This window comes from Amycolatopsis sp. 195334CR, assembly GCF_017309385.1.
Lineage (GTDB): Bacteria > Actinomycetota > Actinomycetes > Mycobacteriales > Pseudonocardiaceae > Amycolatopsis.
The window spans coordinates 4,534,013-4,548,620 of the sequence record NZ_JAFJMJ010000001.1 but is presented as its reverse complement, the minus strand read 5'-3'; the positions used below and the strand labels follow the sequence as shown (position 1 = coordinate 4,548,620).

The window sequence follows — 14,608 nt, the reverse complement described above, 5'->3', positions numbered from 1 at the left end:
AACGCTACTTCCACTTGTCCGGGAAGCCGGGCATCTCCTTGCACCCGCAGAGGCCGTAGTGCAGCGGCGGCATGCCCGCGGTCAGGTACTGGTCCAGGGTGGAGGTTTCGATCACCGGCTGGGGCAGGATCCACTCCTTGGGCACCTGCTCGCCCTTGAGCACCTTCAGTGCGGCGATCACCGGGGTGCGCCACTGGTAGGTCGGGTAGGTGGGGGCGAAGGCCTTGAGGTTCTCCTTCTTCCACTTCTCCAGGAACTGCTGCTGGTCCTCACCGGAGATCGCGGGTGCCTCGGCACCGGCGTCCTCGAAGGCCTCCAGCACCGGCACCGCGGCGGTGCCGTCGTCCATCCAGATGCCGTCGATCTTGCCCTCGCGCTGGAGGTAGTCCGAGACGATGCTCTTGGCCTTGGCGCTGTCGTTGCCGGTGAACTCGGCGCCGACCACCTGCACGCCGTTGGCGGCGAAGATCTTCTCGGCCGCGGCCCAGCGGTGTTCGAGCACGTCCACCCCGGGCAGCACGCGCAGGCCGAGCACCTTGCCGCCGGCCGGGATCGACTTCGACAGGAACTCCGCCGCGCTGGCACCGAAGGCGTAGCCGCCGATCGGGTGGATCGCGGTGACCGGGCACTCGGTGTTCACGCCGCGGTCGAAGGTGATCACCGGGATGCCGGTGGCGCAGGCCTGCTCCACCGCCGGGGTCAGCGTGGCGGTGGTGTTCGGCGAGACGATCAGCGCGTGGCAGCCCTGCGAGGTCAGCGACTGGATGTCACTGATCTGCTTGTCGTCCTTGGCTTCCGCGTCCAGCGTGGTGAACTTCGCGATCTCCGGGTGGAGCTCGGCCTCGGCCTGCATGGTCTTCCAGCCGACCTGGCGCCACGGGTTGTCCACCGAGGCGTTGGAGAAGCAGATGTTGTACGGACCGTCCTTCTTGTACTTGGCGGTGTCCGTCATCACCGGTTCGAGCGCCTGCTCCCACGGCTTGTCCGCGGGCCCCTGCGGAGTGGCGGACCGCAGGGCCAGCTGGCGGTCGTACTCGGCCTGGTCGAAGAACTCCGAGTTGGCCGGGGCGCCCGCGGCGGGCGAGGCGCCGGTGGTGCCACCGGTGTCGGCCGGCAGGTCGCTCGAACACGCGGACAGGGCGAGCACGCCCGCGGCCGCGAGGGCGAAGCTACTGCTGCGCAGCAGTTTCTTCTTTGACATTCTTTTTCTCCTGGTTCACCGCTTTGTGCCGGAAAAGGTTGCTGCCCGCCGAGGCGTAGGCCACGGCGGCGATGATGATCACGCCCTGCACCGCGGACTCCAGGCCACCGGAGACACCGAGCAGGTTGAGCAGGGAGAACAGGGACTCCAGGGTGAGCGCGCCGGCCATCGCCGCGACCACCGAACCGCGGCCGCCGCCGAGCACCACCCCGCCGAGCACCACCGCGGTGATCACGCGGAACTCCAGGCCGTCACCAACCTGCGCGGACACCCCGGCGAACCCGCCGAGCAGCAGCGCGGCCACCGCGGCGGACAGTCCGGAAAGGACGAACGCGAGAGTGCGCAGCCGCTCCACCCGGCCACCGCCGAGCCGGACCGCGGTCTCGTTGTCACCGACCGCGACCAGGGTCCGGCCGGTGCCACCGCGCATGAAGAACACCGCGGCCACCACGATCGCCGCGAGCAGCAGCACCGACCACGGCACCTGGCCCAGCAGCGGGACCTCGAAGCCGGCGCGGCCGACCGTGCGGAAGGCGTCCGAGAGCGCGCCCCTCGGCGCCCCGCCGGTCCACAGGAACACCGCGCCGTCGAGCACCAGCAGCATGCCCAGGGTGACGATGAACGAGGGCACCAGCAGTCGCGTGGTGATCAGCCCGTTGACCAGGCCGACCAGCGCGCCGAAGCCGAGCATGAACAGCAGCACCCACGCGGTGGCGGACTCGTCCCCGTCGATCAGCCGCGCGGCGATCACCACCTCGGCGGTGACCAGCGAGCCGACCGAGAGGTCGAAACCGCCGCTGACGATGACGAAGTACTGCCCGATGGCGAGGATCATCAGCGGCGCCGCGCGCTTGAGCAGCGCGAGGTAGCCGGCCGGTTCGCTGTACGCGGGACCGGCGAAAGCCAGTGCCACCAGCAAGATCGCGAGCACCACGAGGACCGGCAGCGTGCCCTCGGTGAGCTTGAGCCGTCGCGTCACTTGCCCCTCCTGGAGAGCTGGCGGCGGGCGTAGAGCGCCACGGCCACGATGAGCACCACACCGCGGACCACGTCCTTGAAGAACGGCGTGACCCCGAGGTCGTCGAAGATGGTGTCCAGGGTGGCCAGGATCAGCACACCGCCGATGGTCCCGGCGACGCCGCCGCGGCCACCGGCCAGCAGCGTGCCGCCGAGCACCACGGCCGCGATGGACTCCAGGTCGTACCCGGCGTCGGTGCCGACGTACGGCGCGCCCGAGCCGAGCCTGCTGGCCAGGAAGATCCCGGCGAGCCCGGCGGCGATCGAGCACAGCACGTGCGCCTTGACGATGGTGCGCTGCGTGCGGACCCCGGACAGCCGCGCCACTTCCTCGTCGCCGCCGACCGCGTAGATGTGGTACCCGCCGCGCGTGCGGCCGAGGTACCACCAGGCCAGCCCGGCCAGCGCGAGCATCAGCAGGGTGGAGATCGGGATCGGCCCGATCCGGTCGTACCCCAGGTGCTGGAACGCCCTGGGCACCTCACCGGCCGGGCCCTCGTAGCCGTTCTCCAGGTAGCCGCGGATGATCAGCGCGGTGCCCAGGGTGGCGATGAACGCGTTCACCTTGAGCCGGGTGATCACCAGGCCGTTGACCAGGCCGACCACCGCGGCCACGGCCAGCGTGAGCAGCACCGCGAAGACGATGTTGCCGGGGTCGCCCGCCATCGTCTCGGCGGCGATCAGCGAGCACAGCCCGATCAGGTAGGCCACCGACAGGTCCAGCTTGCCGGTCAGGATCACCAGCGTCTGGCCGATCGCCACCAGGCCGAGCGTGGTGCTGCGGGTCAGGATGTTCAGGATGCCGCCCTGGTCGAGCAGCATGCCGCCGTTCACCCCGACCAGCACGCTGCCGGCGATCAGCAGGATCACCAGTGCCAGGTAGACCGACACCACCGGCGTCAGCTTGGTCGTCCACTGTGGACGTTTGCGGTCCGGCGGCTTCGGGGCGGCGGGGCGTTCCGCGAGCGCGGTCATGCGGTACCCGCCAGTTCGTGTCCGGTGGCCAGTGACATCACGGCTTCCTCGGTAGGCCCGGCGGGCAGTTCCCCGGCCAGGCGGCCTTCGTGCATGACCAGCACGCGATCGCTCATCCCGATCAGCTCGGGCAGTTCGGAGGAGATCATCAGGATGGCGACCCCGCGGCCGGCCAGTTCCCGGAGCAGGTCGTAGACGGCGCGCTTGGCGCCGACGTCGATGCCGCGGGTGGGTTCGTCGACCACCAGCACCTTCGGCTCGACGGCCAGCCACTTGGCCAGCACCACCTTCTGCTGGTTGCCGCCGGAGAGGAAGCGCACTTCCTGGTCCTCGTTCCTGGCGACCACGGTGACCGACTTGAGCAGCGCGGGCAGGTCGAGCCTGCCCAGCTTCCGGCCGAAGGCGGACCGCCGGACCAGCAGCGCGTTGTCCTTGACCGACTGCCGCAGCGCCAGGCCCTCGCCCTTGCGGTCCTCGGTGACGTGCGCGATCCCGCGCCGCACCGATTCCCGCGGCGAGCGCAGGCGCGCGGCCTCACCGTCGATCTCGACCGTGCCGCTGGTGAACGGGTCGATCCCGCAGACCGCCCTGGCCACCGCCGAGCGCCCGGCGCCCTGGAGCCCGGCCAGTCCGACGATCTCACCCGCGCGCACCTCGAAGTCGATGCCGCCGAGCCGGTCGTTCCCGGCGCCGCGCACGGCGAGCCGGACCGCGCCGAGGTCGGCCGCGTCGGCCCGGTCCGGGAACAGCGCGTCGAGCGGGCGGCCGACCATGTGCCGCACGAGCTGGTCGCTGGTCAGGTCCGCGGTGTTGGCCGTCGTGACCAGCGCGCCGTCCTTGAGCACGGTGATGCGCTGGCTCAGGTCGAACACCTCGCGCATCCGGTGCGAGACGTAGAGCACCGCGATCCCGCGTTCGCGCAGGCGCCCGATCAGGCTGTACAGCAGTTCGACCTCGTGCCCGGCGAGCGCGGCGGTCGGCTCGTCCATGGCGATCACGCGGGCGTCGGTGGAGAGCACCTTCACGATCTCGACCACCTGCTGCAACGCCACCGGCAGGCGGCGGACGGCGGTGCGCGGTGAGATGTTCTTGACCCCGATGCCGTCGAGCAGCTCGGCGGTGTCCGCCTCCATCTTGCGGCGGTCGACCTGGCCGCGGCGGGTCGGCTCGCGGCCGAGGAACACGTTCTCCGCCACCGTGCGGTCGCCGAGCAGGTTGAACTCCTGGTGCACGATCGACACCCCGGCGGCCTGCGCGTCGCGCGGCGAGCCGAAGTGCACCTCGGTGCCGTCGACCTCGACCGTGCCCTCGTCCGGGCGGTGCACCCCGGCCAGCACCTTCATCAGGGTCGACTTGCCTGCCCCGTTCTCGCCGACGAGCGCGTGCACCTCGCCCTCGTGCAGTTCGAGGCCGACGTCCTTGAGCACGGGCACGCCGAAGAAGCGCTTGGTGATGCCGGTGAGCTTCACCTTGGGCGTCATGCCGGGACCTCCGTCCACTGCCCGCCCGCCGCGGCCGAGGTCAGCACGGCCTCGGTCAGCCGGGCCGCGCGGAGGCCGTCGGCGAAGGTGGGCAGGCCGTCAGGGACCGGCTCCCCGCGCACGGCCGCGTAGGTGTCGGCGATGAAGGCGTCGAAGCAGTCCTGGTAGCCCTGCGCGTGCCCGGCGGGCAGCCGCGAGTAGCGCAACGCTTGGGGGGACAAGGTTTCCGGGTCGCGGACCAGCAGCGTGCTGCCGTCGCGGCGGCCGACCCACAGCTGCTCGGGCAGTTCCTGGTCGAAGCCGAGGCTCGCGTCGGTCCCGGAAACCTCCAGGTGCAGCCGGTTCTTGCGGCCCGCGGCGACCTGGCAGACGACCCCGGTGCCGAGCACCCCGCTCGTGGTGCGCAGGTGCAGGGTCACCAGGTCCTCTGTGGACACCGCGGCGTCACCACGGCGCTCGCGGACGGTGGCGCTCTGCGCGGACAGCGCGAGGATGCGCTCCCCCAGCACGAACTCCAGGAAATCGCACCAGTGCGAGCCGATGTCGGCGAAGGCGCGGGAGAGGCCGCCGACCGCGGCGTTCACGCGCCAGTTGTCGTCTTCGGGGCGGGAGAGCCAGTCCTGCAGGTATCCACCGTGCACAACGGACACCGCGCCCGGCTCCCCCGCCGCGATCCGCGCCCGCATTTCCCGCGCCATCGGGTGAAAGCGGTACACGAACGGGACGGTGGCCACCCGGCCGCCGTCGAGCGCGGCGGCCGCCAGCCGCGCCGCGTCCCCGGCGGAGGTGGCCAGCGGCTTCTCGCAGATCACGTGGGCGCCGGCGGCGAGCGCGGCCTCGGCGGCGGCCGCGTGCACCGCGTTGGGGGTGCAGACGTGCACCACGTCCGGGGCCGCGTCGGTGAGCATCGCGTGCAGATCGGAATAGCCCTGAGCAGCGCCGACGGCCTCGGCGGCACCGGCCGCGCGCTCCGCGCTGGAGCCCACCGCGCCGACGATCTCGGCGCCCGCGCGACGCGCCGCCTCGGCGTGCACGCGGCCCATGAACCCGCTGCCCACCACGGCCACCCGGGGCCGGGGAACAGCGGAGGGGGTTATCGACGAGGCCTCTGCGGAGAGGTCGGTCACAGCCATGTTTCGGGACACTACGGAGAACTTACGTTCATGGCAAGCAGAAGTATGTCCCGAATGATCTCAATTTGAGTACCCGTGTCCAGATGTCCACCAGTTGGCAGACTTGACAGCGCTTCAGGCAACCGAACGCAGTCAGGTCACTACGCCGAAGTAGTGACTGCGGGTGATCGACGGGTCACCTAAGTTCACCGGGTGCCTGCACTCCTTTGGAGGCTCCCCGTCGCGAAACCCCGGACTAAGCAGATGAACGAGGTTCGGATTTCCGGCGCGAAGGGACACATCGGCGATGAGACGGCGACGAAGTACCGGCCTGATGGCCGCCATCACGGCCATCACGGCCACCACGGCCTTGGCCACGGCACCTGCGGCGGGCGCCACCACCGCGTTCCAGAACTACGTGGCGCTCGGCGATTCCTACACCGCCGGGCCGCTGATCCCGTGGCAGCGCGGGGATCCGGCGGGCTGCCTGCGCTCCAGCAACAACTACCCGGCGCTGCTGGCCGCCAAGCTCGGCGTCCGGTCCTATGTGGACGGCAGTTGCAGTGGCGCGGACACCTCGCACCTGACCGCCCCGCAGCGGCTGGCCCTGGGCTACCACCCACCGCAGTTCAACGCGCTGCGGCCGGAAACCGACCTGGTCACGGTCGGCATCGGGGGCAACGACTTCAACCTGTTCAGCCGGATCGTCGACACCTGCCCCGGCCTGCGGAAGCTGGACCCGAACGGGTCGCCGTGCCGGGAGCACTTCACCGTCGACGGTGTCGACACGCTGAAGGTGGCCATCGGCAAGATCGGCGGCAACCTCCAGCTCGCCCTCGAAACGGTGCGGTCCTACGCGCCGCGGGCGAAGGTGCTGGCCATCGGCTACCCGCGCATCGCGCCGGAGACCGGGTACTGCCCGTCGGTGCTGCCGTTCGCCGACGGCGACTACGCCTGGCTGAACAGCGTCGAACAGGCGCTCAACGGAGCCGTGGCCGGGGCCGCCACGGCCAGCGGAGCGTCCTATGTAGACACTTGGGGCCCGTCGCTCGGGCACGACGCCTGCGCCGAGGACGCAGCCTGGATCAACGGCAAGCGGCTGCGCCCGTACGCCGCGCCCTACCACCCGTTCGCCGCCGGGATGCACGGCATCTCCGGTGTCGTCTACGACCACCTTCGCCGAGGGGATTGACTTGCGGAAAGCACTCTTCGCCGGGATCGCGGTGGCACTGGCCGCCGCGGTGCCCGCGGTACCGGCCGGCGCCCTGCCCGCGTACCAGAACTACGTGGCGCTCGGTGACTCGTTCACCGCCGGGCCGCGGATCCCGGAGCAGCGCACCGATCCGGCGGGCTGCGGCCGGTCCTCGGCGAACTACAGCGCGCTGCTGGGCGACCTGCTGGTGACGCGGTCCACTGTGGACGCCAGTTGCAGCGGCGCGGACACCACCCACCTGACCCGGTCGCAGGAACTGGCCGAAGGGAGCAACCCACCGCAGCTGGACGCGCTCCGGCCGGAGACCGACCTGGTCACCGTCGGCCTCGGCGGGAACGACTACAACCTGTTCAAGCGTATCGTGGACACCTGCCCGGTGCTGCGGCCGCAGAACCCGACCGGCGCGCCGTGCCGGGCGTACTTCACCGTCAACGGCACGGATACGCTGCGCGGGATCATCACGCAGACCGAAGGCAACCTGACCGAGGGCCTGCTGCGCGTGCACGACCGCGCGCCGCGGGCCAAGGTGCTCGCGGTCGGGTACCCGCGCTTGGTGCCACCGTCCGGTTTCTGCGGTTCGACCCTGCCGTTCGCCGACGGGGACTACGCCTGGATCGCCGAGCTGGAGCAGGCGCTCGGCGACGCCATCGCCAACGCGGCGGCCGCGTCGGGTTCGTCCTATGTGGACGTCTACGGCGCGTCACTGGGCCACGACGCCTGCGCCCAGCCGGGTTCGGCGTGGGTCAACGGCGACCTCGACCGCGACGACGCCGCCCGCTACCAACCCGTACTGGCGGGGATGCAGGGCGTATCGGGGGTGATATTCGACCACTTGCGCAGGGGTTAGCTCACCCGTCTCAGCCGGGCGCCCCCGCTGAACCCGAGGGCGCCCGGCTGAGGTCGACCACGCAGAACGGGTTGCCGTCCGGGTCGGCCAGCACCACGAAGTCCGGGTCCGGCGGGTAGTCGTCCCAGTCGATCTTGGTGGCGCCGAGCTCGATCAACCTGGCCACCTCGGCCTCCTGCTCGGCCGTGGTGTCGACGACCAGATCCAGGTGGATCCGCGGCCGTCGCTCCACCGGCGACTCGCTGACCATCAACCCGATGATCCGCGCCCCGCTGGGATCCACCAGCGTCCGCCAGCGCTCGTTGGCCCACTCGGGACTGTCCGTCAGGTCCAGCGCCGAGGTCCAGAACCGGACCGCGCGCTCCAGGTCCACCACTCCGACAGCCGGGAAACCCAGTCTGAGCACTTCGCCTCCAGCACGAGTTGACTTCCAGGTAGGTCGAGGTATCAGGCTAGTCGCATGAGTCCGATCCTGCTGCACAACACCATGCGCATCACCGGTGACCTGGACGCCTACCGCGCGGCGGTGGCCGACGCGGTGTCCTTCGTCGAACGCGAGGGGCCCCAGCTGATGGTCGAGGTGTTCATCGACGAGGCCAACCGGCTGGCCCACAGCTTCCAGCTCTACCAGGATTCCGAAGCCATCCTCGCGCACTGGAAGCTGAGCGACCCGTACATCCAGGAGGTCATGAAGCACTGCGAGATCGACGAACTGGTCGTCTACGGCGAACCCTCCGCCGAAGTGCTCGAGGGCATCGGCGACGTGCGCGTGGTGCCCCAGTTCACCGGCTTCGTCCGCTGAAGCCGATGAACCGGGGCAGCTGCCTCACGCCGTGGGCAGGGCGGCCAGCCGGGCGTTGATGCGCTCGATGTCGCCGAGCGCGGTCTCCCGGCGCACCTTGATCTTGTCGACCACCGCGTCCGGCGCCTTGTCGAGGAAGGCCTGGTTGCCCAGCTTGCCCTCGGTCTGCTTCAGCTCCTTCTGCGCCAGCCCGAGGTCCTTCTCCAGCCGCTTGCGCTCGGCCACCACGTCGATCGCGCCGGACAGGTCCAGCGCCACCTCGGCGATGCCCTCGGAGAGCGAGACCTCCAGCGACACGCTGGCGGTGAACTCGTCCCCGGCCTCGGTCAGGCGAACCAGCGACCGGACCGCCGCGTCGTGCGCGGACAGGGCGTCGAAGCCGGCACCGGACACCCGCGCGGCCACCTTCTGGCCCGGCTTCAGGCCCTGTTCGGACCGGAACCGCCGCACCTCGGTGACCAGCTTCTGCACGTCGGCGATCCGCCGGTCGGCCACCTCGTCGGCATACCCCGCCGAAGCGGTCGGCCACGCGGCGATCACCAGCGACTCCCCGCCGGTCAGCGCCTTCCACAGCCGTTCGGTGACGAACGGCATGATCGGGTGCAGCAGCCGCAGCACCGAGTCGAGCACGTGCCCCAGCACCAGGCGAGTGTTCTCCGCGGCCGGGCCGGAGAACTGCACCTTCGCCAGCTCCACGTACCAGTCGCACAGCTCGTTCCAGACGAACTGGTAGAGCACGCCGGACAGCTTGGCGAACTGGAAGCCGTCGAACAGTTCGTCCACTTCGGACACGACGGCCTCGAGCCTGCCGAGGATCCAGCGGTCGGCCTCGGTCAGCTCCGCCGCGTCCGGCAGCGGCGCCGAGACGTTCGCGCCGTTCATCAGCGCGAACCTGGTGGCGTTCCACAGCTTCGTGCCGAAGCTGCGCGAACCGGCCGCCCACTCCTCGGCGATGGCCATGTCGTTGCCCGGGTTGGCGCCGCGGGCCAGGGTGAACCGGGTGGCGTCCGCGCCGAACTTGTCCAGCCAGTCCAGCGGGTCGATCACGTTGCCGCGCGACTTCGACATCTTCTTGCCCTGCGCGTCGCGGATCAGCCCGTGCAGGTACACGTGGTCGAACGGCTGCTTGCCGTCCATCGCGTACAGCCCGAACATCATCATCCGGACCACCCAGAAGAACAGGATGTCGTAACCGGTGGACAGCACGCTGGTCGGGTAGAACTTGCGCAGGTCCAGCGTCTCGTCCGGCCAGCCGAGGGTGGAGATCGGCCAGAGGCCCGAGGAGAACCACGTGTCCAGCACGTCGGTGTCCTGGGTCCAGCCCTCACCCGACGGCGGCTCCTCGTCGGGCCCGACGCAGACCACCTTGTCGTTGGGGCCGTACCAGACCGGGATCCGGTGCCCCCACCACAGCTGGCGCGAGATCGTCCAGTCGTGCATGTTGTCGACCCAGTCGAAGTAGCGCTTGGCCAGCTCCGGCGGGTGGATCTTGGTGCGGCCGTCGCGCACCGCCTCGGCGGCGGCCTTGGCCAGCGGCTCGACCTTGACCCACCACTGCAGCGACAGGCGCGGCTCGACCACCGTGCCGCACCGGGAGCAGTGGCCCACCGAGTGCAGGTACGGCCGCTTCTCCGCGACGATCCGGCCCTGCTCGCGCAGCGCCGCGACCACCGCGGGCCGCGCCTCGTACCGGTCGAGGCCCTCGAACGGACCGGGCACGGTGATCGCCGCGCGCTCGTCCATGATGGTCAGCATCGGCAGGTCGTGGCGGCGGCCGATCTCGAAGTCGTTCGGGTCGTGCGCCGGGGTCACCTTGACCGCGCCGGTGCCGAACTCCGGGTCGACGTGCTCGTCGGCCACGATCGGGATCATCCGCCCGGTCAGCGGCAGCTCGACCTCGGTGCCGATCAGGTGCCGGTAGCGCTCGTCGTCCGGGTGCACGGCGACCGCGGTGTCGCCGAGCATGGTCTCCGCCCGGGTGGTGGCCACCACGATGGCGTTGTCACCCTCGCCGTAGCGGATGGAGACCAGCTCGCCCTCGTCCTCGGAGTACTCCACCTCGATGTCGGACAGCGCGGTCTGGCAGCGCGGGCACCAGTTGATGATGCGCTCGGCGCGGTAGATCAGCCCGTCCTCGAACAGGCGCTTGAACACCGTCTGCACCGCGCGCGAGAGCCCGGCGTCCATGGTGAACCGCTCGCGGCTCCAGTCCACCCCGTCCCCGAGGCGGCGCATCTGGCCGAGGATCTTGCCGCCGTACTCCTCCTTCCACTCCCAGACGCGCTCGACGAACTTCTCGCGGCCCAGGTCGTGGCGGGACACCCCCTCGCCGGCCAGCTCGCGCTCCACCACGTTCTGCGTGGCGATGCCGGCGTGGTCCATGCCGGGCAGCCAGAGCACCTCGAAGCCCTGCATCCGGCGGCGGCGGGTGAGCGCGTCCATCACCGTGTGGTTGAGCGCGTGGCCCATGTGCAGGCTGCCGGTGACGTTCGGCGGCGGCAGCACGATGGTGAAGGGCGGCTTCTCCGAACTGGAGTCGGCCTTGAAGTAGCCGGCGTCTACCCAGCGCTGGTACATCGCGGCCTCTTCGTCGGCCGGGTTCCAAGCGTTGGGCAGGTCAGGCTGGTGCAAGGCGTTCTCGGTCACCTGTCAAGTCTACGAACCGGCCGAGGTCGCGAGCCTGCGGGGCAGGGCGCACGATGGAGGGGTGACGGACAAGGCACCACAGCAGGACATCGACGAGAGCAAGCTGGCCGTCGGCAAGCCCAAGAGCTGGGCGGCGGGCATTCCCGGCGTGCTGGTCTCGCTCAAGCGGGGCCAGGAGCAGATGGGCGCCGGGCGGACCGTCCGCGCGTTGCGCGTGCTCAACCAGCGTGAGGGCTTCGACTGCCCGGGATGCGCGTGGCCGGAGCCGCGCGAGGCCGACGGCGAGCACCGCAAGCTCGCGGAATTCTGCGAGAACGGCGCGAAGGCCGTGGCGGAGGAGGCCACCAAGCGCCGGGTCGGGCGGGAGTTCTTCGCCGAGCACTCGCTCGAGGAGCTGGACGGCCGCACCGAGTACTGGCTCGGGCAGCAGGGCAGGCTGACCGAGCCGATGGTGCTCCGCGAGGGCGGCACGCACTACGAGCCGATCAGCTGGGACGACGCGTTCGAGCTGGTCGCGAGCCACCTGCGCGGGCTGGCCAGCCCGGACGAAGCGCTGTTCTACACCTCCGGCCGCACCAGCAACGAGGCCGCTTTTGTGTACCAGCTGATGGTGCGCTCGTTCGGGACGAACAACCTGCCCGACTGCTCGAACATGTGCCACGAGTCCTCCGGCGCGGCGCTCTCGGCCACCACCGGCATCGGCAAGGGCTCGGTCAGCCTGGCCGACATCCACAAGTCCGACCTGATCGTGGTGGTCGGCCAGAACCCCGGGACCAACCACCCGCGCATGCTCTCCGCGCTGGAGGAGGCCAAGTCGCGCGGGGCGAAGGTGGTCGCGGTGAACCCGCTGCCCGAGGCCGGGCTGATGCGGTTCAAGAACCCGCAGAACGTGCGTGGCCTGGTCGGCAAGGGCAGCCCGCTGGCCGACGAGTTCGCGCAGATCCGCCTCGGCGGTGACCTGGCCTTCTTCCAGGCGATCGGGCACCTGCTGCTGGCCTGGGAGAAGGCCGCCCCCGGCACCGTGCTCGACCAGGAGTTCATCGACGGCTGGACCGAGGGCTTCGCGGCCTACGCGGACCGCGTCGGCGAGCTGGACTGGGACCGCATCGACGAGGCCACCGGGCTGCCGCGCGAGCAGATCGTCAAGATCGCCAGGATGATCGCCGAGTCCGAGCGGACCATCTACTGCTGGGCGATGGGCCTGACCCAGCACAAGCACGCGGTGCCGACGATCAAGGAGATCGCCAACGTCGCGCTGCTGCGGGGCATGATCGGCAAGCCGGGTGCCGGGCTGTGCCCGGTCCGCGGTCACTCGAACGTGCAGGGTGATCGCACCATGGGCATCTGGGAGAAGATGCCGGAGTCGTTCCTGTCCGCGCTGGAGCGCGAGTTCGGCATCCCGGTGCCGCGCAAGCACGGGTGGGACACGGTGGACTCGATCCGCGCCATGCGCGACGGCCGGGCGAAGGTGTTCTTCGGGGTGGGCGGCAACTTCGCCGGCGCCACCCCGGACACGGAGCTGACCGAGCGCGCGCTGCGCTCGTGCGAGCTGACCGTGCAGGTGTCCACGAAGCTGAACCGCTCGCACGTGGTGCACGGCCGGACCGCGCTGATCCTGCCGACGCTGGGCCGGACCGAGCGCGACGTGCAGGCGAGCGGTGAGCAGGTGGTCACCGTCGAGGACTCGATGTCGGCCGTGCACACCTCGCGTGGCCGGTTGGAGCCGGCGAGTGAGCACCTGCTGTCGGAGGTGGCCATCCTGTGCCGCCTGGCGAACACGCTGCTGGGTGCGGAGCACCCGGTGCCGTGGCTCGACTTCATCGGCGACTACGACCGCATCCGCGACCACATCGCGAACGTGGTTCCCGGGTGCCACGAGTACAACAAGCGGGTGCGCCAGCCTGACGGCTTCGTGCTGCCGCACGCCCCGCGCGACGCCAGGGAGTTCAACGGCACGCGCAACGGCAAGGCGAACTTCACCGCCAGCGAGCTGGAGTACCCGGTCGTGCCCGAAGGCAGGCTGTTGTTGCAGACGCTGCGCAGCCACGACCAGTACAACACCACGATCTACGGCCTGTCCGACCGCTACCGAGGCGTGGAAGACGGGCGGCGCGTGGTGTTCGTCAACCCCGAAGACCTGACTCGCCTGGGCGTGGCCGATGGCACGCTGGTCGACCTGGTCTCCGAATGGGCCGACAGCGAACGGCGGGCACCCAGCTTCCGGGTCGTCGCCTACCCGACCGCCCGCGGCTGCGCCGCAGCCTACTTCCCCGAGGCGAACGCCTTGGTAGCCCTGGACTCCGTCGCCGACGAATCCAACACCCCGGTCTCCAAGTCGATCGTGATCCGCCTGGACCCGGTGACCTCCGCCTAGGACACGAGGGGAACCGGGAGACAAAACCGAAGCCCAGCCACCCGACCACACAACAGCAAGCCGGGAGACCCACCGGACCACCTACCCACCCAGCCCTCCCCATCCCCGGTCCACAGCCAAAAACACGGCGAAGGCCTCGAAGTCAAGGCATCTTTCCCGCCTTGACTTCGAGGCCTTCGCCGTAGTCACACTAAAAAACCGGGGTGGCCCCCCAAAAAACCGTCACGTCGCCGTGGTAGTCACGATCGCCGGGATCATCACCGCCGTCATCACCGCCACCATCAACTCATCGATCGCCTTCCGCGTCGCCGTCGAGCCCCAATCCCCCTCCGCGATCTCCTTCGCCCGCTGATCGACCACCTTCCGATCAGCCCGCTCCGGCAGGTCCAGCACCTTGCTCGCCGCCTTGATCGCGGCGAGCACGGCGACCAGCGCGGCCGTCCGCTCGTCCGGCTCCTCACCATCCACCAGCACCGCGTTCAGCTTCGACCGCAACGATTCCTCGTGCGCCGAATCCTCGGCGGGCCACCGGGTCACCGGGAACAGCTTCAGCACCTTGCCCTCCTCCCGGCGCAGCACCCCGCGATCGGCCAGCCCTTCGAGCAGCCGTTCGGTGAGCTTCTGCCCGGACAACGGCGAGATCGCGTCCTTCGGCTTCCGGCCGTCGAACTTCTCCAGCTTGACCAGAGCGTCGGCGAGCACCGGGTGCGCGGGCGGCGTGCGGTCGAGCAACTCCAGGCGCCCCTTGCCGTCGACCCCGATCCGGTTCTCGATGCCCAGTTCGATCAGCAGCGCCCCGGCCAGCGCGTACGGCAGGTTCGTCACCATGCTGTCCGGCTTGCCGGTCTCGTCGTCGAACACGAGCAGTACCAGGTCTTCCGCGATGAGCATGCGCTCCACCCTAACCACCGGGCACCTCTCGCGCCGGTCCCGCGTTGAG

The 14,608-nt window shown here is 70.1% G+C and carries 12 protein-coding genes; 4 read left to right on the top strand and 8 right to left on the bottom strand.

Features of this window, described 5'->3' with window-relative positions; genetic code table 11:
- Nucleotides 1-4: 4 nt before the first annotated feature.
- Genes JYK18_RS21250 through JYK18_RS21230 form a run of 5 tightly spaced genes read right to left on the bottom strand, consistent with a single transcriptional unit; the run spans nt 5 to nt 5,807 of the window.
- The gene (locus JYK18_RS21250; protein ID WP_206803675.1) at nt 5-1,201 is read right to left on the bottom strand and encodes an ABC transporter substrate-binding protein; all 1,197 of its coding nucleotides are present in this window, start codon (nt 1,199-1,201) and stop codon (nt 5-7) included.
- On the bottom strand, nt 1,170-2,180 hold the full coding sequence (locus JYK18_RS21245; protein ID WP_307795978.1) for an ABC transporter permease: 1,011 nt from the start codon (nt 2,178-2,180) through the stop codon (nt 1,170-1,172). Before JYK18_RS21245 ends, JYK18_RS21250 begins: the two co-directional genes overlap by 32 nt.
- On the bottom strand, nt 2,177-3,193 hold the full coding sequence (locus JYK18_RS21240; protein WP_206803674.1) for an ABC transporter permease: 1,017 nt from the start codon (nt 3,191-3,193) through the stop codon (nt 2,177-2,179). Before JYK18_RS21240 ends, JYK18_RS21245 begins: the two co-directional genes overlap by 4 nt.
- Nucleotides 3,190-4,674 (bottom strand): sugar ABC transporter ATP-binding protein, encoded by a 1,485-nt coding sequence (locus JYK18_RS21235; RefSeq protein ID WP_206803673.1) that lies wholly within the window; start codon nt 4,672-4,674, stop codon nt 3,190-3,192. Before JYK18_RS21235 ends, JYK18_RS21240 begins: the two co-directional genes overlap by 4 nt.
- Complete coding sequence (locus JYK18_RS21230) at nt 4,671-5,807, bottom strand: Gfo/Idh/MocA family protein (protein WP_206803672.1); 1,137 nt, start codon at nt 5,805-5,807, stop codon at nt 4,671-4,673. Before JYK18_RS21230 ends, JYK18_RS21235 begins: the two co-directional genes overlap by 4 nt.
- Nucleotides 5,808-6,093: 286 nt before the next feature.
- On the opposite strand from JYK18_RS21230, the gene JYK18_RS21225 reads away from it, so the two are divergent.
- Complete coding sequence (locus JYK18_RS21225; protein WP_206803671.1) at nt 6,094-6,978, top strand: SGNH/GDSL hydrolase family protein; 885 nt, start codon at nt 6,094-6,096, stop codon at nt 6,976-6,978.
- Between the two features lies 1 nt (nt 6,979).
- Nucleotides 6,980-7,846 (top strand): SGNH/GDSL hydrolase family protein, encoded by an 867-nt coding sequence (locus JYK18_RS21220; protein WP_242579308.1) that lies wholly within the window; start codon nt 6,980-6,982, stop codon nt 7,844-7,846.
- Nucleotides 7,847-7,856: 10 nt separating this feature from the next.
- Here JYK18_RS21220 and JYK18_RS21215 read toward each other — a convergent pair whose 3' ends face one another.
- Nucleotides 7,857-8,252 (bottom strand): VOC family protein, encoded by a 396-nt coding sequence (locus JYK18_RS21215; RefSeq protein WP_206803670.1) that lies wholly within the window; start codon nt 8,250-8,252, stop codon nt 7,857-7,859.
- 54 nt (nt 8,253-8,306) lie between these two features.
- On the opposite strand from JYK18_RS21215, the gene JYK18_RS21210 reads away from it, so the two are divergent.
- Entirely contained in the window at nt 8,307-8,648 is a 342-nt protein-coding gene (locus JYK18_RS21210) for a hypothetical protein (protein WP_206803669.1), read from the top strand.
- A 24-nt stretch (nt 8,649-8,672) separates the two neighbouring features.
- Here JYK18_RS21210 and JYK18_RS21205 read toward each other — a convergent pair whose 3' ends face one another.
- Nucleotides 8,673-11,294, bottom strand: a complete 2,622-nt coding sequence (locus JYK18_RS21205) for a valine--tRNA ligase (protein ID WP_206803668.1) — start codon at nt 11,292-11,294, stop codon at nt 8,673-8,675.
- A gap of 61 nt (nt 11,295-11,355) precedes the next feature.
- On the opposite strand from JYK18_RS21205, the gene JYK18_RS21200 reads away from it, so the two are divergent.
- Entirely contained in the window at nt 11,356-13,668 is a 2,313-nt protein-coding gene (locus JYK18_RS21200; protein ID WP_206803667.1) for an FdhF/YdeP family oxidoreductase, read from the top strand.
- A 222-nt stretch (nt 13,669-13,890) separates the two neighbouring features.
- Here the strand turns inward: JYK18_RS21200 and JYK18_RS21195 are convergent, their stop codons facing one another.
- Nucleotides 13,891-14,559 (bottom strand): GPP34 family phosphoprotein, encoded by a 669-nt coding sequence (locus tag JYK18_RS21195; protein WP_206803666.1) that lies wholly within the window; start codon nt 14,557-14,559, stop codon nt 13,891-13,893.
- Nucleotides 14,560-14,608: the final 49 nt, after the last annotated feature.